Annotated in this window: 20 protein-coding genes; 6 read left to right on the top strand and 14 right to left on the bottom strand. The window is 63.7% G+C overall.

Features of this window, described 5'->3' with window-relative positions:
* Positions 1-38: 38 nt before the first annotated feature.
* The 5 genes from ACVMIM_RS00325 to ACVMIM_RS00305 form a co-directional block, all read right to left on the bottom strand.
* Positions 39-1,121 carry an ABC transporter ATP-binding protein gene (locus ACVMIM_RS00325; protein ID WP_040998540.1) on the bottom strand — a complete coding sequence of 361 codons (1,083 nt, stop codon included), beginning with the start codon at positions 1,119-1,121 and terminating at the stop codon, positions 39-41.
* A complete protein-coding gene (locus ACVMIM_RS00320) occupies positions 1,118-2,644 on the bottom strand; it encodes an ABC transporter permease (protein WP_476117050.1) in 1,527 nt (508 codons plus the stop codon). Before ACVMIM_RS00320 ends, ACVMIM_RS00325 begins: the two co-directional genes overlap by 4 nt.
* 224 nt (positions 2,645-2,868) lie before the next feature.
* Complete coding sequence (locus ACVMIM_RS00315; RefSeq protein ID WP_040998538.1) at positions 2,869-3,873, bottom strand: iron ABC transporter substrate-binding protein; 1,005 nt, start codon at positions 3,871-3,873, stop codon at positions 2,869-2,871.
* 146 nt (positions 3,874-4,019) lie between these two features.
* The gene (locus ACVMIM_RS00310; RefSeq protein WP_476109684.1) at positions 4,020-5,219 is read right to left on the bottom strand and encodes a cytochrome P450; all 1,200 of its coding nucleotides are present in this window, start codon (positions 5,217-5,219) and stop codon (positions 4,020-4,022) included.
* Positions 5,220-5,233: 14 nt separating this feature from the next.
* On the bottom strand, positions 5,234-5,887 hold the full coding sequence (locus ACVMIM_RS00305; RefSeq protein ID WP_476109682.1) for a GNAT family N-acetyltransferase: 654 nt from the start codon (positions 5,885-5,887) through the stop codon (positions 5,234-5,236).
* Positions 5,888-5,981: 94 nt separating this feature from the next.
* Between ACVMIM_RS00305 and ACVMIM_RS00300 the strand changes: the two genes are divergently transcribed.
* The 3 genes from ACVMIM_RS00300 to ACVMIM_RS00290 all read left to right on the top strand — a co-directional run bounded on the left by ACVMIM_RS00300 (position 5,982) and on the right by ACVMIM_RS00290 (position 8,303).
* Positions 5,982-7,001 carry a hypothetical protein gene (locus ACVMIM_RS00300; RefSeq protein WP_476109680.1) on the top strand — a complete coding sequence of 340 codons (1,020 nt, stop codon included), beginning with the start codon at positions 5,982-5,984 and terminating at the stop codon, positions 6,999-7,001.
* A 125-nt stretch (positions 7,002-7,126) separates the two neighbouring features.
* Positions 7,127-7,663: a sigma-70 family RNA polymerase sigma factor gene (locus ACVMIM_RS00295; protein WP_476109678.1), complete on the top strand. Its 537-nt coding sequence runs from the start codon at positions 7,127-7,129 to the stop codon at positions 7,661-7,663.
* A 1-nt stretch (position 7,664) separates the two neighbouring features.
* Positions 7,665-8,303 (top strand): NrsF family protein, encoded by a 639-nt coding sequence (locus ACVMIM_RS00290; RefSeq protein WP_476109677.1) that lies wholly within the window; start codon positions 7,665-7,667, stop codon positions 8,301-8,303.
* A gap of 259 nt (positions 8,304-8,562) precedes the next feature.
* On the opposite strand, the gene ACVMIM_RS00285 is transcribed toward ACVMIM_RS00290, so the two are convergent.
* The 7 genes from ACVMIM_RS00285 to ACVMIM_RS00255 form a co-directional block, all read right to left on the bottom strand.
* The gene (locus tag ACVMIM_RS00285) at positions 8,563-9,441 is read right to left on the bottom strand and encodes a 3-hydroxybutyryl-CoA dehydrogenase (protein ID WP_040998530.1); all 879 of its coding nucleotides are present in this window, start codon (positions 9,439-9,441) and stop codon (positions 8,563-8,565) included.
* A gap of 186 nt (positions 9,442-9,627) precedes the next feature.
* The gene (locus tag ACVMIM_RS00280) at positions 9,628-10,557 is read right to left on the bottom strand and encodes an electron transfer flavoprotein subunit alpha/FixB family protein (protein ID WP_476109675.1); all 930 of its coding nucleotides are present in this window, start codon (positions 10,555-10,557) and stop codon (positions 9,628-9,630) included.
* 157 nt (positions 10,558-10,714) lie between these two features.
* Complete coding sequence (locus ACVMIM_RS00275) at positions 10,715-11,464, bottom strand: electron transfer flavoprotein subunit beta/FixA family protein (RefSeq protein WP_040998525.1); 750 nt, start codon at positions 11,462-11,464, stop codon at positions 10,715-10,717.
* A gap of 162 nt (positions 11,465-11,626) precedes the next feature.
* Positions 11,627-12,442 (bottom strand): rhomboid family intramembrane serine protease, encoded by an 816-nt coding sequence (locus tag ACVMIM_RS00270; protein ID WP_476109673.1) that lies wholly within the window; start codon positions 12,440-12,442, stop codon positions 11,627-11,629.
* 22 nt (positions 12,443-12,464) lie between these two features.
* A complete protein-coding gene (locus ACVMIM_RS00265; RefSeq protein ID WP_476109672.1) occupies positions 12,465-13,046 on the bottom strand; it encodes a cob(I)yrinic acid a,c-diamide adenosyltransferase in 582 nt (193 codons plus the stop codon).
* A gap of 82 nt (positions 13,047-13,128) precedes the next feature.
* Positions 13,129-13,320, bottom strand: a complete 192-nt coding sequence (locus ACVMIM_RS00260; protein WP_040998521.1) for a twin transmembrane helix small protein — start codon at positions 13,318-13,320, stop codon at positions 13,129-13,131.
* 25 nt (positions 13,321-13,345) lie between these two features.
* Positions 13,346-14,212: an SDR family oxidoreductase gene (locus ACVMIM_RS00255; protein ID WP_476109671.1), complete on the bottom strand. Its 867-nt coding sequence runs from the start codon at positions 14,210-14,212 to the stop codon at positions 13,346-13,348.
* Between the two features lie 58 nt (positions 14,213-14,270).
* Here ACVMIM_RS00255 and ACVMIM_RS00250 point away from each other — a divergent pair, with 58 nt between their 5' ends.
* Entirely contained in the window at positions 14,271-15,122 is an 852-nt protein-coding gene (locus ACVMIM_RS00250; RefSeq protein WP_040998519.1) for a YihY/virulence factor BrkB family protein, read from the top strand.
* 161 nt (positions 15,123-15,283) lie between these two features.
* Here ACVMIM_RS00250 and ACVMIM_RS00245 read toward each other — a convergent pair whose 3' ends face one another.
* Entirely contained in the window at positions 15,284-16,183 is a 900-nt protein-coding gene (locus tag ACVMIM_RS00245) for a DMT family transporter (protein WP_476109668.1), read from the bottom strand.
* A gap of 154 nt (positions 16,184-16,337) precedes the next feature.
* On the opposite strand from ACVMIM_RS00245, the gene ACVMIM_RS00240 reads away from it, so the two are divergent.
* Entirely contained in the window at positions 16,338-16,625 is a 288-nt protein-coding gene (locus ACVMIM_RS00240; protein WP_476109666.1) for a hypothetical protein, read from the top strand.
* A gap of 97 nt (positions 16,626-16,722) precedes the next feature.
* Here ACVMIM_RS00240 and gluQRS read toward each other — a convergent pair whose 3' ends face one another.
* Positions 16,723-17,592 carry a tRNA glutamyl-Q(34) synthetase GluQRS gene (gene gluQRS / locus ACVMIM_RS00235; protein ID WP_476109665.1) on the bottom strand — a complete coding sequence of 290 codons (870 nt, stop codon included), beginning with the start codon at positions 17,590-17,592 and terminating at the stop codon, positions 16,723-16,725.
* A gap of 90 nt (positions 17,593-17,682) precedes the next feature.
* Between gluQRS and ACVMIM_RS00230 the strand changes: the two genes are divergently transcribed.
* Complete coding sequence (locus ACVMIM_RS00230; protein ID WP_476117049.1) at positions 17,683-18,342, top strand: DNA-3-methyladenine glycosylase family protein; 660 nt, start codon at positions 17,683-17,685, stop codon at positions 18,340-18,342.
* Positions 18,343-18,397 lie beyond the last annotated feature (55 nt).

Genomic DNA, 18,397 nt, shown 5'->3' with positions numbered 1-18,397 from the left:
ACCAGAATAATGCAAAACTGCATTATTTTCACGAGGAACTAGGCGAATACATGCGCCTTGCCGGCGACGGTGAGGCGGACGATCTCGCCGATCGCCGGCGCGTCCATGCCTGTCCGGCGCAGGATGAGCGGCGTGTTGCCGATCGCGGCCGCATCGGGCGGATCCGGGCTGTTGAGCAGCCGCACCGCGACGGTGCAGATCGAGCCCGCGAATTCGCAGTCAGTCACTTCGCCGAACAGCATGTCCGGCGTGCCCGACATGCCTTCGCGCGAGGTGAGCTTGAGCAGGATTTGCTCGGGCCGCAGCATGATGCGCGCGACATCGCGCCGTTCCTTCGTGTCGACCGGGATGCGGCCGAGCCGCGACACGGCAAAGCCATCGGCGATCCTGGCGGGCAGGATGATGGCGTCACCGAGGAACTCGGCGACCATCCTGTCCCTGGGTTGGAAATAGAGCTCGCGCGGCGTGCCGACCTGCGAGAACAGGCCGTCCCGCATCACCGCCACCTGGCTGGCGAAGGACAGCGCCTCGGCCTGGTCGTGCGTGACCAGGATGGTGGTGATGCCCGCCTCTTCCAGGAGCTCGGCCACGGCCTTGCGCATCGAGGCACGAAGCCCGGTGTCGAGGGCCGAGAACGGCTCGTCGAGCAGCATCAGCCTCGGCTTCATCGCCATGGCGCGAGCAAGCGCGACGCGCTGCTGCTGGCCGCCGGACAATTCGTGCGGTCGGCGCTTCAGGATCGCCTTGTCCAATCCGACGATGTAGGCGAGCTCGACAATGCGCTCGTTGCGCCTGTCTTCGCCACGCGCCATGCCGAAACCGATATTGTCGGCGATGCTGAGATGCGGAAACAGGGCGCCATCCTGGGCCACCACGCCGATGCCGCGGCGATGCGCCGGCACGGCGGCGCCGCCATTGGCCAGCACCTTGCCGTCGAGCGCGATGCGGCCGCGGTCCGGCGCCTCGAAACCGGCAATCAGCCTGAGCAAGGTAGTCTTGCCGCAGCCGGACGGTCCGACGATCGCGGTGCGGCTGCCGCTTTCAGCAGTCAAGTCGACGCCGGCGAGGGCCGTCACCGGGCCGTAGCTCTTCGCGACGCCGCTGAGTTCGAGAAAGCTCATCGTCCGGCCATCCGCTTCGACTGGATGTAGAGCCACCAGGTCATCGGCAGCGACATCGCCACCATGATCAGCGCGTAAGGGGCGGCGGAGGCGTAGTCGATCTCGCCGCTATAGGACCAGAAGGCCATCGCCAACGTGCGAGTGCCGTTGGGCGCCAGCATCTGGGTGGCGGTGAGCTCGTTGGTGATGCCGAGCGCCACCATGGCCATGCCGGCTGCCGCGCCCGGCGCCGACAGACGGATGGTCGTCGACCACAGCGCCTTGACCGGCGACCGGCCGAGGCTGGAGGCGGCGCGCTCCAGCTCCACCGGCGCCTGCGCGATCGAGGCGCGCAGGCTGACCAGCGCGCGCGGCAGGAACATCAGCGCGTAGCCGAACAGGATGGTGAACAGCGTTTGATAGAGCGGCAGCGCGATGCGCACGGTGATCGTCACCAGCGCCAGCGCGGTGACCACGCCCGGCAAGGCGCCGACGATGTAATTGCAGCTTTCGAGCAGGCGCTGCAGCGGCCCCGGGGAACGGATCGAGATCCAGGCCATCGGCATGGCGGCAATCGTCGCAAGCACCGCGCCGGCAATGGCGAGGAACAGCGTCTGGCCGAGCGCCAGGCCGATCTCGTCCCAGCGCCAGACTTCCGTGCCCCCGGCGAGCAGCCAGCGGCTGACGGTGACGAAGGGCACGCCGAGCGACAGCAGCGCGATGCCCGCCGGGAAAAGCAGGCAGGGCAGGGTGGCGCGGCCGAGGCGGGCCCTCTGTTGTTTGCGCGCGGCGCCGGAACCGACGCGAGCATAGCGCTCTTCGCCGCGGATCATCACCTCGAGAGCGAGCAGGAAAAGGCAGCACACCACCAGCACGGCGGCCAGCATGTTGGCGGCCGGACCGTTGAAGGTCGACTGGAACTGGTCGACGATCGCGGTGGTGAACGTGTCGAAGCGGATGAAGACATAGAGGCCGTATTCGGCCAAGAGATGCAGGCCGACCAGCAGCGAGCCGCCGCAGATGGCGAGCCTGAGCTGCGGCAGCACGACGCGCGCGAAAACCCGCCACGGGCCAAGGCCTAGCGCTGCGGCCGCATCTTCCAGCGCCGGGTCGAGCCGGCGCAGCGCGGCCGCGATCGGCAGATAAAGAAACGGGAAATAAGCGATGACGGAGACCAGCACGCCGGCCCAGAGCCCGTGCAGGCCCGGAATGAAGCTGATCCAGGCATAGGAGTGCACGAAAGCCGGGATGGCGAGCGGCGCGACCGAAAGCCAGGACCACCAACGGTTGCCCGGCAGGTCGCTGCGCTCCGTCAGCCAGGCCAGCGCCACCGAGAGCACGATGGCGATCGGCACGGCGACAGCGACGAGGAGCGCGGTGTTGACCAGCAAATCACCGACGCGCGGGCGGAAGATCAGCGCCACCACCGTGTCCCAGCCCGTCTGGATCGCGACCCAGACGATGAAGGCGAGCGGCAGCAGCGCGAGAAGCGAGATGAGAGCCGCGGCGAGCGTGATCCACGACGTGGACCGCCGCTTCTTCATCCCGGACGCCGGCAGTCTTGCCGGGGTCGTGTCGATCGCCGACTGCATCAGGCGCGCCACCATGTCGCCGACGCCGCATGGCGGAAGCGATCTGACAGGCCGCGTAAGCGGCTCGAAGCGCAGCCGATCGTCATTCGACGAAGCGATCTCCAAATAAAAACGCTCCCGCGGAAGGCGAATTGCCGCGGGAGCACGGTCGTTCGCCCTTTTAGGACGAACGCGAACTAAAGCAAGCCGGCTTGCGTCATCAGGTCGATGACCTTCTTGGAATTCAGCTTTGCCGGATCGACTTTCGGCGCCTGCAGATCGGCCAGCGGCACCAGCTTCGGGTTGGACTGGGCATCCTTGCCGACCGCATATTCATAGGACGTACCGTTCTTCAGCACGTCCTGGCCGCCCTTGCCGGTCACCCACTTCAAGAACGCTTGGGCTTCCTTCGGATGCTTGCTGGAAGCCAGCACGCCGCCGCCGGAGATCGAGACGAAGGCCCCCGGGTCCTGGTTCTTGAAATAGTGCAGGCCGACATTCTTGCTGTTCTCGCCGGTCTTGGCCTGATCGCCGATGTAGTAATAGTGGTAGATCACGCCGCCATCGATCTCGCCGGCATTGACCGCCTTCATCACCGTCGAGTTGCCCTTGTAGGCGGTGAAGTTCTCCTTCATCGCCTTCAGCCAATCGGCGGTGGCGGCTTCGCCCTTGAGCTCGAGCAGCGCGCTGACGATAGCCTGGAAGTCGGCGCCGGACGGCGAGGCGGCCCAGCGGCCCTTCCAGCTTGGATCGGCGAGGTCGAGCAGCGACTTGGGCAGCTGGTCTTCCTTGAGCTTGTCTTTGTTGTAGGCGAAGACGGTGCTGCGGGCGGCGACGCCGACCCACTTGCCGCTCGAAGGCTGGTATTCCTGCGGAACCTGGGCCAGCGTATCGGCGTCGACCGGCGCGAACAGGCCGGCAGCCTCGACCAGGGCCATGGCCGGCGAGTTCTCGGTCAGGAAGACGTCGGCCGGCGAGGCCGCTCCCTCGGCGACGATCTGGTTGGAGAAGTCGCTATCGCCGCCATTGCGCAGCGTGACCTTGATGCCGGTTTCCTTGGTGAAACCTTTCGCCCATTCCTTGGCAAGGCTCTCATGCTGAGCATTGTAGACGATGATGCCTTGATCCTCGGCCATGGCCGGGCCGGCGATCAGGCCGAGCGCCAGCACGGCGCCGGCAAGCGTGGAAAGGGCAATCTTCATGGGCATCGTCCTCAAAACTGGAGACAGGGGGTCAATCGGATCGCACCTATCGATACCTGATTGAGAAAGTCAACATTGCGGCGCCGCTTCAATTGGTCGCTCGCGGCTTCTGGTGGAAGCGCCGGGTGTCGGATTCGGGCAGATAGTCATGGATCTGGTCGAGCCAGCATCGGCGCGCTTTTCAAGCCGAACAGGAGAACCGATGGTCGTCTGACGCAGGCCTCAAGGTCCAGTCGCCAGCCCTTGGCGACCGTGAACACGGCTTCAAGCAGGACAGCCAATTCCAGCCTCGCGACATGTTGCCCCAAGCAAATATGCAGGCCCGTGCCGAATGTGAGAGTAGACGGTACTCGCGACCTTAGATCCAAGCTGTCGCCGGCTAGAAAGACTGCTTCATCCCGGTTGGCGCTGGCCAATACGGGTACGACAGCTTGCCCGGCCTCGATGAATTGGCCAGCAAATTGCAGTCCCTCGGCAGCTATGCGTGCTCCTGCGTAGTGCACGGGAGCGCAGTACCGCAACAGTTCTTCGGCAGCGGTTTGCCAAGACACTGTCTGGCTCTCCAACAGCTCCAGCTGCTCCGGGAATGCGGACAGCGCGAGGAGGGCATTTCCAAACGTGTCCACCACTGTTGCTTGACCGGCGAAAAGCAGGAACACCACATTGGCTACGACATCATCCCTCTCCCATTTGCCCAACTCTGCCTCTGAAAGCATGCGAGCAACCAGGCCGCCGGAGCGAATCCTGCCGGTCTGAAGGATGTGATTTACCCATTCCGACAACTCGCGGCAGGCCTGATTCGCATCCTCGCTGACCTGGGCCGTTCTGACGTCCAGCGCATCGGCCATGCGTTGCGCGAGGTCAGCGACGCGTGAGGGGTCCTCGATGTCGATCCCAAGTATATTGGCGAGCACGCCCACCGAAAACGGTATGGCGAGCTCCCGGATTGCGTCAAACCGTCGGCCGGTTACGGCGGCGCGGGCGAGCGCCAATGCATCTCGCCGGAGATCTGCGATCATGCCATGGCTGGCAGAACCGGTCATCTGGCCCGACAACGGCCGGCGCAGCTGCAGGTGACGGGGTGGATCCGACAGCAGCATCGATCGGGTTAGAAGGCCGAGCGCGTCGCTCGATGTGATCTTCTGCCGGACCTCCTGGTATGCGCCAGGCGGGGCCTGCAGGAGCAGAGGATGTTTCAGGGCCTCGGAAACGAGTTTGTGACTGAACACATACAAAGCCCCGTTCAACTCGGGGTATGGCGGCCTCCCCCAAGCGCTGCCGCCCGCCTTGCGTCGGCTGGCGAACGCCGGAAATGGATCGCTGCCGAGTGCTAACGGATCGAACAAGTCTCGATGCTCAGTCATTTACAGAGATCAACTGCAAAAATAACTCGATACCCGCCAGAGCTAAGGTCTTCGGGAAGAAAGGCCGGCGCAAGATGAAGAAACTCGCATTTCAAAAGCCGATGATAGAAGTTGAGCAAAGGATCCTGGGTCAAATCGCTGACAGACGGCATGCTTCCGGTGCGGTGCCATTCGTCAATCGTTCTTCGGAAGCCGGCATTTATCGCTACCTTGTCCGGAGAATCTTGTTGAGCTCCGCCATAAGAAGGACAGCGGCCGTCGCCGACTATCCAGCGCGTCCCTGCCTCGCGACCATAATCAACAAGACGTGCCAATAGCCGTCGCGAGAGAGGTGTTCCCCGAAACTCTGGGCGTACGCCCAGATTGTAGACATAGAGAGATTTTGGAGGAGCGGAGCGCGCAAGGGAAGAATAAGCGGTAAAGGTTGCCGGGAAGGTCGCCCTGTCGCGCGGGTCCTGAATGGTCTCCACAAAGCAGACGGCTCCGGCGATGACCGTGTCTCGAACGGCTGCGATCATGGTGTGACCAAGCGACAGACGCTGGCGGATTGTCGTCTCGTCTGCGCCCAAAGAACCCCATGATGCTGCTTCCATTGCCGCCATACGCGGAATGTCGCTCTCTTCAATCCTATGAAACGTGATTTTTGTCATTTTCGAAAAGTAGGTTGTCTGAGCACAATCTTATAAGAGGAAGACCTTGATTTTGTCACCCGCCCAGGCAGTTTGGGGGAGGGTGGGTGAAATCATGATTTTTTATGTTTGTCAGCGATCGCATTCGTATACGCAGGCCTGTCTGCTTCTTTATTATCGGACAGACCTTCAGCGCATTTTTCGTCTGGTCGGGTATGACGAAATCGATCTGCTCCTGAGGGTCGAGCGGGGAACCATCATCTGGTCGGACATGGATCGGCTAAATTCGACCGAAGTCGCCAAAGCGGGCCGAATTCGGGACCAGATTGAGCGGAATTGCCCTGAGTTGGCTCAACTCAACCATCCTTGCGACAGCCTCCGGCGATACGATCTCTTGCGCATGCTGTTCCATGAGGGGATCAATGATTTCCGCGTGTTCAGACCCCATTCGTTACCGGACTCGTTGCGGTATCCGGTGTTCCTGCGCGACGAGGTCGGCGCTGCTTACAAGCCCCCGCGCCTCCTGCGATCTCTGACGGAGGTCGAATCAAGCTTCGTCGAGCTGCAGACCCTGACTTGGGCTAGCCCCATGCTCGTCGAGTTTGGGTCCAAGCCCGAGGCAGACGGATACTACCGAAAATATTCAGCCTATCGGGTCGGCGACAAGAGTTACGCCCAGCACTGTTTCGCGAGCACCGACTGGTTCATAAAGGACCCAGGACGTGGTTTGTCGGGCCGGCATTTGGATGAGCATCATCTGTACGTCCGCACGCACCCGCATGCGGTCGAACTTCAGAAGGTCTTTGAGATGGCCCGAATTTCTTACGGTCGCATTGACTACGCCTTCGTGGAAGGCCGCATCCAAGTGTTCGAGATTAACACCAACCCTACGATACTGAGCTATCCGCCCACGCCCTTCGATACCTATGATTCTTCGCCTTACGCCAACATGCATGCTGACGCCCTGCTTGCGCTCCCGGCAGCTCGCGATGCGGCTTCTGTCCCTCAGATCGACAAGAGCCACTTAGAGATGTTGGCGGAGCTAAGACGGAGGTACCGAAAGAGGCGCCGAAAATTGACCGCACGCAAAGGGTTAAAGTTCCTGAAAAACTCCCTGTCGATCGGCAAGGCGTGATCCGACCTTGCGGTAAAGCATGATCCGCAAACTTTCGTGATTTTGCGATGGTTTGGCTTGGACATTATTTCGCCGACCACGTAACAAACCAGGGCCGAAGCACGAAAATCGGGGGAGTGGACTCTGTGACCGGCAAGGACGAGGCCGAGCTCTCAGGGCTGTTCAGGGCTGCAATCGCGGGCGATGAAAGGGCATATGCCGACTTTCTGCACCGGATTGCCGCTCTCATTCGCGGCTTTGTCCGGCGCAAGATCGTACAGGGCGGGGTCGACCCAGAGGATGTCGTGCAAGAAACCTTGCTGGCCATTCACGTCAAACGCCACACCTGGCGCGAGGATGCGCCGGTGCTGCCCTGGGTCTATGCGATTGCCCGCTTCAAGCTCATCGACGCGTTCCGCCGGCGCGGACGGCGCATCGAGGTCGAGATCGACGAGATCGCCGAAACCTTCGCCGAGCCGGAGGCGGAAACGGTGAGCGACCGCGACATCAACCGGGCGCTCGACGGCCTGCCGCCGGCGCAGCGCTCGGTGGTGTCCTCGATCTCGGTCGACGGTCATTCGATCGGCGAGACGGCGGTGAAGCTCGGCATCAGCGAGACGGCGGTGCGCGTATCGCTGCATCGCGGCCTCACCGCGATCGCCAAACGGTTTGGACGACAGTGATATGAGGACAGAGGATCTCATCAAAGCGCTCGACGCCGACGCCCGGGACAAGGCGATGCCGCTCGGCAAGGCCTGGTGGCTGGCGGTAGGCGTGGCCGTGGTGATCGCTGGGGCAGTCTTCTTTGCGACCATCGGGCCGCGGCCCGACATCATGCCCGCCATGCACACGATGCGCTTCACGTCGAAATTCGTGTTCACGCTGGTTCTCGCGGCCAGGGCCTTCGCGCTGATCCGCGCGTTGTCGGTGCCGGGCGCTTCGACCAGGCGGAGGATGGCCTGGATGCTCGCCGCGCCGCTTCTGGTCGCGCTGGCGGTGGTTCTGGAGCTCTTCGTCGTGCCTGAGGCCGATTGGGGCAAGCGGCTTATCGGCTCGAACATGATGATCTGCATGAGTTTCATCCCGCTGATCGGCATCGGTCCGCTGGCGGTCTTCCTCGGCATGCTGCGCTACGGCGCGCCGACGCGGCCGGTGTTGGCGGGCGCGGTGGCCGGCCTGCTCGCGGGTGGGCTCGCGGCAACCTTCTATGCCGCGCATTGCTTCGACGATTCGCCGCTTTTCGTCGCCACCTGGTATACGATCGCCATCGCCTTCCTGACGCTGCTCGGCGCCATCGGCGGGCGGCTGTTCGTGCGCTGGTAGGCACCGCACCGATCTTCGGTACTGTTTTGGAAACAGTACCTTAATCATGCCGGCAATTGTTTGCCGGTTAGCGGAGCGGTCGCCGCCGCTCGCTGCGGCGACGTCGGCGAGATCATCGCCCGGGCCGACGCCGCCTGCTATGCCGTCAAGACGGCCGCGGCTGCGTTTCCGCCGCGCCCGACGACGCTTCGCCTGATGACGATGTTGCGAAAGACGGCGTCACGCCTTTGCCGCTGCGAGGACGTTCAATCGGAAAAGATCAGCGCGTCGGCACCGGATGGTCGCCGCGATAGTCGTAGAAGCCGCGGCTGGTCTTGCGGCCGAGCCAGCCGGCTTCGACATATTTCACCAGCAGCGGGCAGGGGCGGTATTTCGAATCCGACAGGCCCTCATGCAGAACCTGCATGATCGACAGGCAGGTGTCGAGGCCGATGAAATCGGCGAGCTGCAGCGGCCCCATCGGGTGGTTGGCCCCCAACCGCATGGCGGTATCGATGGCATCGACCGTGCCGACGCCTTCGTAGAGCGTGTAGATCGCCTCGTTGATCATCGGCAAAAGGATGCGGTTGACGATGAAGGCCGGGAAATCCTCCGAGACGGTGATCGTCTTGTCGAGGTGCTTCACATAGGTCTTGGCCGCCTCGAAGGTCTGATCCTCCGTGGCGATGCCGCGCACCAGCTCGACCAGCTTCATCACCGGCACCGGGTTCATGAAGTGGATGCCAATGAAGCGCTCGGGGCGGTCGGTCTGGGCGGCAAGCCGGGTAATCGAGATCGACGAGGTGTTGGTGGCGAGAATCGCTTCCGGATTGAGCTGCGGACAGAGCTGCGCGTAGATTTTGCGCTTAACCGTCTCGTCCTCGGTCGCCGCTTCGATCACAAGGTCGGCGGCGGCGAGGTCGGCCATGTCCGGGGCGGCCGAGATGCGCGCCATCGCTTCATTGCGCGCCTTTTCATCGAGCTTGCCGGAGCCGACCTGGCGGGCCATGTTGCCACTGATGGTGGCGATGCCCTTCTCGATCCGGTCGGCCGATATGTCGTGGATCAGGACCTTGTAGCCACCCAGCGCCGAAACATGGGCGATACCGCCACCCATCTGGCCCGCGCCGACAATGCCGATCGTCTCGATCTTGCTCATGACCCCAATCCCGTCCGGAGCAATTCCGCTTGAACGCTCCTGCTTGTTTGTTCCTAGCAATTCCGATGCAAACCGCCGGAATGGCTCAGACCTTGGCGGCCTGCTTTTTGTGCAGTGCAAACTAAAAGGGCGGGGCGACTTCGTCTACCCCACCCTTCGGATTTTAATATGCCAGAACTGACCGCGTCAAAGCGCCTTTTGCAGCTCCGGCAGGATGACGAAGAGATCGCCGACCAGTCCGTAGTCGGCAACCTGAAAGATCGGCGCTTCCTCGTCCTTGTTGATGGCGACGATGACCTTCGAATCCTTCATACCGGCGAGGTGCTGGATGGCCCCGGAGATGCCGACGGCAATGTAGAGGTCGGGCGCAACCACCTTGCCGGTCTGGCCGACCTGCCAGTCGTTCGGCGCATAGCCGGCGTCGACCGCGGCGCGCGAGGCGCCGACCGCGGCGCCGAGCTTGTCGGCGACCGGCAGGATGACTTCCTGGAACTTCTCCGAGGAGCCGAGCGCGCGGCCGCCGGAGATGATGATCTTGGCCGAAGTCAGCTCCGGACGGTCGTTCTCGGAAAGCTTGTTCTCGACGAAAGAGGACAGGCCGGGATTGGCTGCGGCGCCGACTGTCTCGACCGAGGCGGAACCACCTTCCGGCGCCGCCGAGAAGGAAGCCGTGCGCACAGTGATGACCTTCTTGGCGTCGGTCGACTGCACGGTCTGGATGGCGTTGCCGGCATAGATCGGCCGCTTGAACGTGTCGGGCGAGACCACCTCGATGATTTCCGATACCTGCGCGACGTCGAGCAGCGCCGCCACGCGCGGGGCGATATTCTTGCCGGCGGAGGTCGCCGGCGCGATGATCGTGTCGTAACCGCCCGCAAGCGACACCACGAGAGCCGCGGTCGGCTCGGCGAGGCGCTCTGCAAGCTCGTCGGCTTCGGCGAGCAGCACTTTGCGAACACCTTTCAGCCTGGCGGCGGCATCGGCCGCGCCCTTGGCGCCATTGCCCGCGACCAGCACGTCGACATCCGAGCCGATCTGGAGCGCGGCCGACAGCGCCTTGGCGGTCTGGTCGGAAAGGCTTGCATTGTCGTGTTCGGCCATAAGCAGAATTGCCATTGTTTTATCCCTGACTTTCGTCTTCAAGGCTCCCTGAAATCCGGTCAGGCCGAGCCGAAAACGGTTGGTTTCGAGAACCGGAGCGGAGCGTACATCCGTACGTGAGCACCGGAAGCGCAGAAGCCAGCCGTTTGCAGGCCGGCCTCATCGGATTTCCTCAGAGCACGCCGGCTTCGTTCTTCAGCTTCTCGACGAGCTCGGCCACCGACGTTACCTTGACACCCGCCTTGCGGCCGCCCGGCTCCTCGGTCTTGATCACCTTGAGGCGCGGCTTGACGTCGGCGCCGAAGTCGGCCGGGCTCTTCTCGTCGAGCGGCTTCTTCTTGGCCTTCATTATGTTGGGCAGCGAGGCATAACGCGGCTGGTTGAGGCGAAGGTCGGCGGTTACGATCGCCGGCATCTTCAGCTCGACGGTCTGCAGGCCGCCATCGACTTCGCGCGTCACCTTGGCCTTGTCACCGGCCAGCTCCACCTTGGAGGCGAAGGTGCCTTGCGACCAGCCGAGGAGTGCGGCCAGCATCTGGCCGGTCTGGTTGGAATCGTCGTCGATCGCCTGCTTGCCGAGGATGACGAGGCCGGGCTTCTCGGCCTCGACCACGCCCTTCAGCACCTTGGCGACGCCGAGCGGCTCGGTCTGCTCGTCGGTCTTGACCAGGATGGCACGGTCGGCGCCCATGGCGAGCGCGGTGCGCAGCGTCTCCTGCGCCTGCTGCGGACCGATCGAGACGACGATGATCTCTTCCGCCTTGCCGGCTTCCTTGATGCGGATCGCTTCCTCGACGGCAATCTCGTCGAACGGGTTCATCGCCATCTTGACGTTGGCAAGCTCCACGCCCAGTCCGTCGGCTTTCACCCGGACCTTGACGTTGGCGTCCACAACCCGCTTCACGGGCACAAGGATCTTCATTTTCCTGTCACCTCTCCTGAGATAGTCGGGGCGCTATAGCAGCGTGCGCCCTGTCAGAGTTGTCGAAAGCCGACATTATGGGCGGAATATCCGCCCAGCGGTGCCGTTTCCGTAGTGGCGGCAAACCGGCGCGTCAATATCCCACGACGCACCCAAATCGGTTCAGTCCCGGCGCGTCGCTGCTCCACGGCCCCATTGCGACGCCGGCTGCGCCGGATCGCCCGCCGCCGGCTCGACGGGGACAGGCGGCTGCTGGATGTTCGGCGTGGGGTCCGGCTCGCCGTCGGCGCCGGCCAGCAGCGGCACGCCGCGGCTGCGCAGCACCAGCACCAGGATCGATCCGGCGATGATGCCGCCGATATGGCAAGCCCAGGAGATCTGGTCCTCGTCGCCGCCCACAGCGGCTCGCGCAAACATCACGACCTGGAACAGGATCCACAGGATCAGCGGAATGAAGGCCGGGATGCGCAACGGAATGCGGGCAAAGGCCAGCACCCAGACTTTCACCCGGGGATAGAGGATCAGATAGGCGGCGACGACGCCGGCGATGGCCCCCGAGGCACCGATCAGCGGCACTTGCGAGTCCCAGGCCACCAACCCCTGGAAGAAGGCGCCGGCGACGGCGCAGGCCAGATAGAAGATCAGATAGCGGAGGTGGCCGAGCGCATCCTCGACATTGTCGCCGAACACCCAGAGAAACAGCATGTTGCCGCCGAGATGGAAGATGTCGGCATGCAGGAACGAATAAGTGAGGTAGCTGAGGCTCTCGGGGATGACGACGAATTCGGGCGACAGCTCGACCTTGTCGTGAACCACCGATGGGATGAAGCCGAGACCGAGAACGGCGGCATTGGTGAAGTTCTCACCGCCAAGCGTGGTCGCCAGATAGACCAGCGCATTCGCCACGATCAGGCCGATGGTGACATATTGCAGGCGGATGTGGCGCAGCCTGTTGGTGTCGTAAAGCGGGATGAACATCGGGCCTCCCCCGCCTCCGGATTCAGCGGTTCTTGCCGGGAACCCATAGCACGTCGGCCCTTCCATTGTCATTGACCGCACGGGCGGCGACGAACAGGAAATCCGACACGCGGTTGATGTATTTGAGCGCCTCGCGGTTGACATGCTCGGCCGGATCCTGCGCCAGCGCCACCATCAGGCGCTCGGCGCGGCGCGCCACGGTGCGGGCAAGATGGAGCGCGGCCGCGGCCGGCGTGCCGCCGTTCAGCACGAAGGATTTCAGCGGCTGCAGTTCCTTGTTGAGCGCGTCGATGTCCTGTTCGACGCGATCGGTCTGGACGGCGACGATGCGCAGCGGCTCGAAGTCCAGGGGCTTGCCGTCGTCCGGCACGGCAAGGTCGGCTCCCAGATCGAACAGATCGTTCTGGATACGCGACAGCATGGCGTCGATCGCGGGATGTTCGGTGGCGGTGTGGATGCGGGCCATGCCGATGCAGGCATTGGCCTCGTCGACGGTGCCGTAGGCGTCGACGCGCAGGTCTGATTTCAGCCGCCGCTCGCCGGTGCCGAGCCCTGTCGTGCCGTCGTCGCCGGTGCGGGTGTAGATCTTGTTGAGCTTGACCACGCCATCCTCCTTAAGCGACTTTCCTGATACGATTGCGGCCGGAAAACCGTCTGCATCTTCTCCTGGAATCGCTGAGCCCGCACTATTTGCGCGTGAAATAGACCACCAGCAACAGCAACGCCAAGGCCACGGCCTGCAGCATGATGCGCGCCTGCATCAGCTTGTTCGAGGTGATGCCCGAGCCGCCGCGCATCATGTTGATCAGGCCGCGGACCAGCACGATCACCACGGCGGCCATCGCGACGATGGCAAGGATCTTGAAGACGATGAGCATCTGGCTGGCTCCGGTTCGGGTTCGGTCAGGCGCGCCTGGCGAGCACGCGATAGAGCAGGGACGCCGGCAGGATGCGCTTCAGCGCCACGCCGATCCTGGCCGGCAGCGTTACCACATAATGCGGGCGCGGGCGCTGTGACAGAAGCGCGTGGCGCAGTGCTGCGTGCACGATCTCCGGCCCGGGCTTCAGCTTCGACACGCTGCCGCCGGCCTGAAGCCTGGCGAGCTGCGCCTGATAGTCGGCGCGGTGGACGGAATTCTCGACATCGATGTTTTTCAAGAACCAGGCGAGGCCGTTGCTGGCGATCTTCGACGTCACCGGTCCCGGCTCGATGAGCGAGAGGTGGATGCCGCTGCCTTCGAGCTCCTGGCGCATGCACAGCATCAGCCCTTCGATCGCGTGCTTGGAGGCCGAATAGGCGCCTCTGAAGCGGACCGGCGCCAGCCCGAGGATCGAGGAGCAGTGGACGAGGCGGCCGTGCCCCTGGCGGCGCATGACCGGCACGATGCGCCGGGTCAGGTCGTGCCAGCCGAAGAAGTTGGCCTCGAACTGCTCGCGAAGTGCCGCGACCGGCAGGTCCTCGACGGCGCCGGGCTGGGCGTAGGCGCCGTTGTTGAACAGCGCGTCGAGCCGGCCGCCGGTGCGCTCCAGCACTTCCTCGACCAATGCCGCGATGGATTGGGGCTCACGATAGTCGAGATAGAAGGCCTCGATGCCGTCGGCCTCGAGCGCGGCGATATCGCCCGGCTTGCGCGCCGTGGCGAAGACCCGCCAGCCTTCCGCCTTCAGCGCCCGCGCGCAATAGGCGCCGATGCCGGAGGAGGCCCCGGTGACGATGACGGTGCGCAACTCTTCGGCGGCGGGGCGCGTTGTGGGACCTGGGGTTGCCATTTGCCGCAATCACTTCCCATATTCGCGGCGTTGACACAATCGAGCGGAGCGCGGGCCCTTGTTGCGGAATATCGTCGCCCTCAAGCGCGTGCTCTACGATGCGATAGGCCATTTCACCACCGATGACGGCTGGGCGATGGCCAGCCATCTGGCGATCACCTCGCTGATGGCGCTGTTTCCGTTCCTGATCTTCGCCACTACGCTTGCCAGCTTCCTGGGCGCGCGCGCCTTCGCCGACACGGCCGTGCACCTGGTCTTCGACACATGGCCGGAGCAGATCGCCAAGCCGATCGCGCATGAGGTGCAGAACGTGCTCACGGTCCGGCGCACCGACCTGCTGACCTATGGCGTGCTGCTTGCGGCCTATTTTGCTTCGAATGGCATCGAGGCGCTGCGCACCTCGCTCAACCGCGCCTACCGGGTCACCGAGACACGCGGCATCATCCACCGCCGCGTGCAAAGCATCATCTTCGTCCTGATCGCCACCGCCTGCTTTCTCGCCATCAGCGTGCTTCTCGTGTTCGCGCCGCTGCTCGCGCGGCTGGCGGAAGCGCATCTGGAATGGATCAAGCCCTATATGGGCACGATCACCATCTGGCGTTACGTGATCGCCTCGACGGTGATCGTCATCGGACTGTTTTCGGTGCATATCTGGCTGCCGGCCGGCAAGCGCCGCTTCGTCTCGATCATACCGGGCATCGTCTTCACGCTGATTGCCTGGCTGGTCGGGTCGACGATCTTCGCCACCTATCTCGACCATTTCTCGTCCTATGTGACGACCTATGCCGGACTCGCATCGATCATGATCGCGGTCGTCTTCCTCTACATCATATCGGCGATCTTCATCCTTGGCGGCGAGCTCAACGCCGCGATCAGCCGGTATCTGGAGGCGCGGGCGAGGGTCGGGTGAGTTGGCGCCGGGCAGAGGAACTGAAGAACTGAAGAATTGAAGAACTGAAGAAATGAAGAATTGAAGAAAAACACAGCGCAAGTTATTGCCGCCTTCCTCAGTTCCTCAGTTCCTCAGTTCCTCAGTTCCTCAGTTCCTCAGTTCCTCAGTTCCTCAGTTCCTCAGTTCCTCAGTTCCTCAATTCCTCTTCCCTTCCCCTGCCCCGCCGTCGCCAGCGCGACGCCAAGGGTCGCGATCGCCATGCCCGCGATCTGCAGCAGGTTGAGCTGCTCGTCGAAAAGCATCCAGGCGATGACGGCGGTCACGGCCGGCACCAGGTAGAACAGGGAGGCGACCTTCGACATCTCGCCGTCCCTGATCATCACCATCAACAGGAATATGGCGCCGACCGACAGCACCAGGGCCAGCCAGGCCATGGCGAAGATCAACTCGCCATTGACGGTGACGGCGCGCGTCTCGAAGGAGAGCGAGCCCAGGATCATCACGGCGGAGCCGCCGACATATTGCCACATCGTCGCCGAGACGAGATCGCCGCCGGAGGCATAGCGCTTCTGCCAGATGGTGCCGGCGCTCATGCCGAGCACCGAGACGAGCGAGGCGATCAGTGTTGCCGCGGTCACCCCGCCGCCGACCGCTCCGAGCTTCGGCCACAGCACGATGACGACGCCGAGCAGGCCGACGGCGAGGCCTGCCCAATGGCGCGGCAGGATCGCTTCGCCCAGGAATTTTCCGGCGAGCACGGCGGTGATCAGCGGCTGCAGGCCGACGATCAGCGCCGAAAACCCGGCAGGCATGCCCCGGTGGATCGCCCAGAAAACGGCGCCGAGGTAGATGCCGTGCATGAGGACGCCGGCCGCCGTCGCGTGCAGCGCCTCGTCGCGCGTCGCCTTGCGCGAGCCGATGAGAACGGTGAGGCCGGCAAACAGGATCGCTGCGATCACGAAGCGGATGGCAAGGAAGGTGAAGGGTTCCGCCCAGGGCATGGCGTAGCGCGCGCCGATGAAGCCTGTCGCCCACAGAACGACGAAGGAGGCGGGAATGAACCGCTTGATGCTCTGCATGAGGGGAGGCTGCCGGGGTGAACGGTTGATGACGGCATTTGCTCTAATGCCGATCAATCCCGCAAGCAAAACGAAACGGTTGATTCATAAGCTAAGTCGAATTCAACAAACCGTGCCAACAGGGGCATGGCGCGTCGTCGCGCCACGGTGAGGCATGTTTTTGCATCTGGACACGAGCTCGCTGTTGTTCGGCTTCGCCATCATCGCCGGCTTCGGCTTCTTCTTCGGCACGGCGCTCGACGCGATCATGAAGGAGAGCGGCTTCGGCCCGACCGGCAACACGCTGCTGTTCATCTTCGGCTTTTTTGCCGCGGTGGTGATCGCCCACAAGCATGGCATCAGCCTGAGCGACCTCAAGCTGGCGGTCGCCTGGGGGCTGGGCGGCGCCTTTTCCTTCATCAGCGTGCTGGCGCTGATCAAGGCCGGGATGGCCCGCCTCTAGCCAACGCGCCGATATTCAGGCGAGCCGGCCTGCGAACGGCGGCCTCCTGCGCTTCCGGTGCTCACGTACTATCAAGGCCGGGATGGCCCGCCTCGGGTCATAAGCCGACCAGTCGCCTGATGTCCTGCGGCGACATTCCAGCCTCTCGAAGCGCGGCAAGACCTGTGTCCTTGAAGCTCTTGGACAGTTTCCGGCCATCCGGGCCAAGGATCAGGCGGTGGTGGAAATAGCGCGGCGGCGAGAGGCCGAGCAGATCCTGCAGCAGGCGCTGCACCCCGGTCGCCGCATGGAGGTCCTGGCCGCGCACGACATGGCTGACGCCCTGCAGCGCGTCGTCGAGGACGACGGCGAGATGGTAGCTGGTCGGGACGTCACGGCGAGCGATGATGACATCGCCCCAGGCCTGGGGTCGTGCTTCGACCGCCCGCGTCGCGGACATCGTCTCGTCGTTGAACTCCGTCCATGCCAGGCCGGCCGTGAGGCGCGCCGTCGCCGCCTCGACATCAAGCCGCCATGCGAAGGGCATGTTCTCGGCGATGCGCCGCTTGCGCTCCCTGGCCGGCAGAGCCTTGTCGAGCGGCGGGTAAAGCGGGACGCCGTCCGGATCGCGGGGCCAGTGGCGGCCGCCTCTCTCGGCGATGAAGGCGCGGAGCTCGCCCCGGCTCATGAAAGCCGGATAGACGAGCTCCTCGGCGATCAGCCGGTCGAGCACCGCCCGGTATTCGGCAAAATGTTCCGACTGGCGACGCACCGGCTGTTCCCAGCGCAGTCCCAGCCATTCGAGGTCGCGAAAAATGCCGGCTTCGAATTGCGGCGTGCAGCGGGCGATGTCGATATCCTCGATGCGCAGCAGCAAGCGTCCGCCCGCTTGCGCCGCCATCTGTTGGTTCAGCAGGGCCGAGTAAGCATGGCCGAGATGCAATTCGCCGTTGGGGCTCGGCGCGAGGCGGAATGTCAGGAGCGTCATCTTTCAGGCGGCATTCGGGTTGAAAGGCGCTTTTGCCAATTGGTACTAAGCCATCAATTGCCACTTCGCGGGCGCCCTGGGAACAAGAACGTGCAACGCATCGCCTCGCTCGACGATATTGCGGCAGGGCTCGACGCCCTCTGCCGGATCGATCCGCGGCTGGAGACAGTGCGCGGCAAGGCGGGCGAGGTGCCGCTCCGGCTGTCGGAGCCGGGGTTCAGAAGCCTTGCTTCCATTATCGTTTCGCAGCAAGTTTCCCGCGCCAGCGCTGACGCCATTTTCGGCCGACTGGTCAAGCTGGTCGATCCGCTGACGCCGCAGGCAATCCTCGCCGCCGGCGAGGACGTGTTTCGCGAGGCCGGGCTGTCGCGGCCGAAGCAGCGCGGCCTGCTCGCCGTCGCCGAAGCGGTGGCCGGGGGGCTGGATCTCGATCACCTGTGCGCCCTGGACGCCGGCGAGGCGATCGCCGCGATGACGGCCGTGCCCGGCATCGGCCCATGGACGGCCGAATGCTATCTGCTGTTCGCCGCCGGCCATCCGGATGTATTCCCCGCGCGCGACGTCGCGCTGCAGACGGCGGTCGGTCATGCGCTCGGCATCGACCCGCGTCCGCCGGAAAAAATGCTTATCCGGCTGGCCGAATCATGGAGCCCCTGGCGGGGTGTCGCGTCGCGGCTTTTTTGGGCCTACTACCGTGAACTGAAGGGCAGGGACGCGGCGCCTCCCGTCGAAATGGCCGAAAAAGCATGAAAATCATGCGTTTTTGAGAGTCTCGGCGAGAGACAATCCGCTTCACATCCCTGTC

It is taken from the genome of Mesorhizobium sp. USDA 4413 (assembly GCF_056280365.1).
The sequence above is the reverse complement of the archived record's forward strand: the minus strand, read 5'-3'. Positions and strand labels throughout refer to the sequence as shown.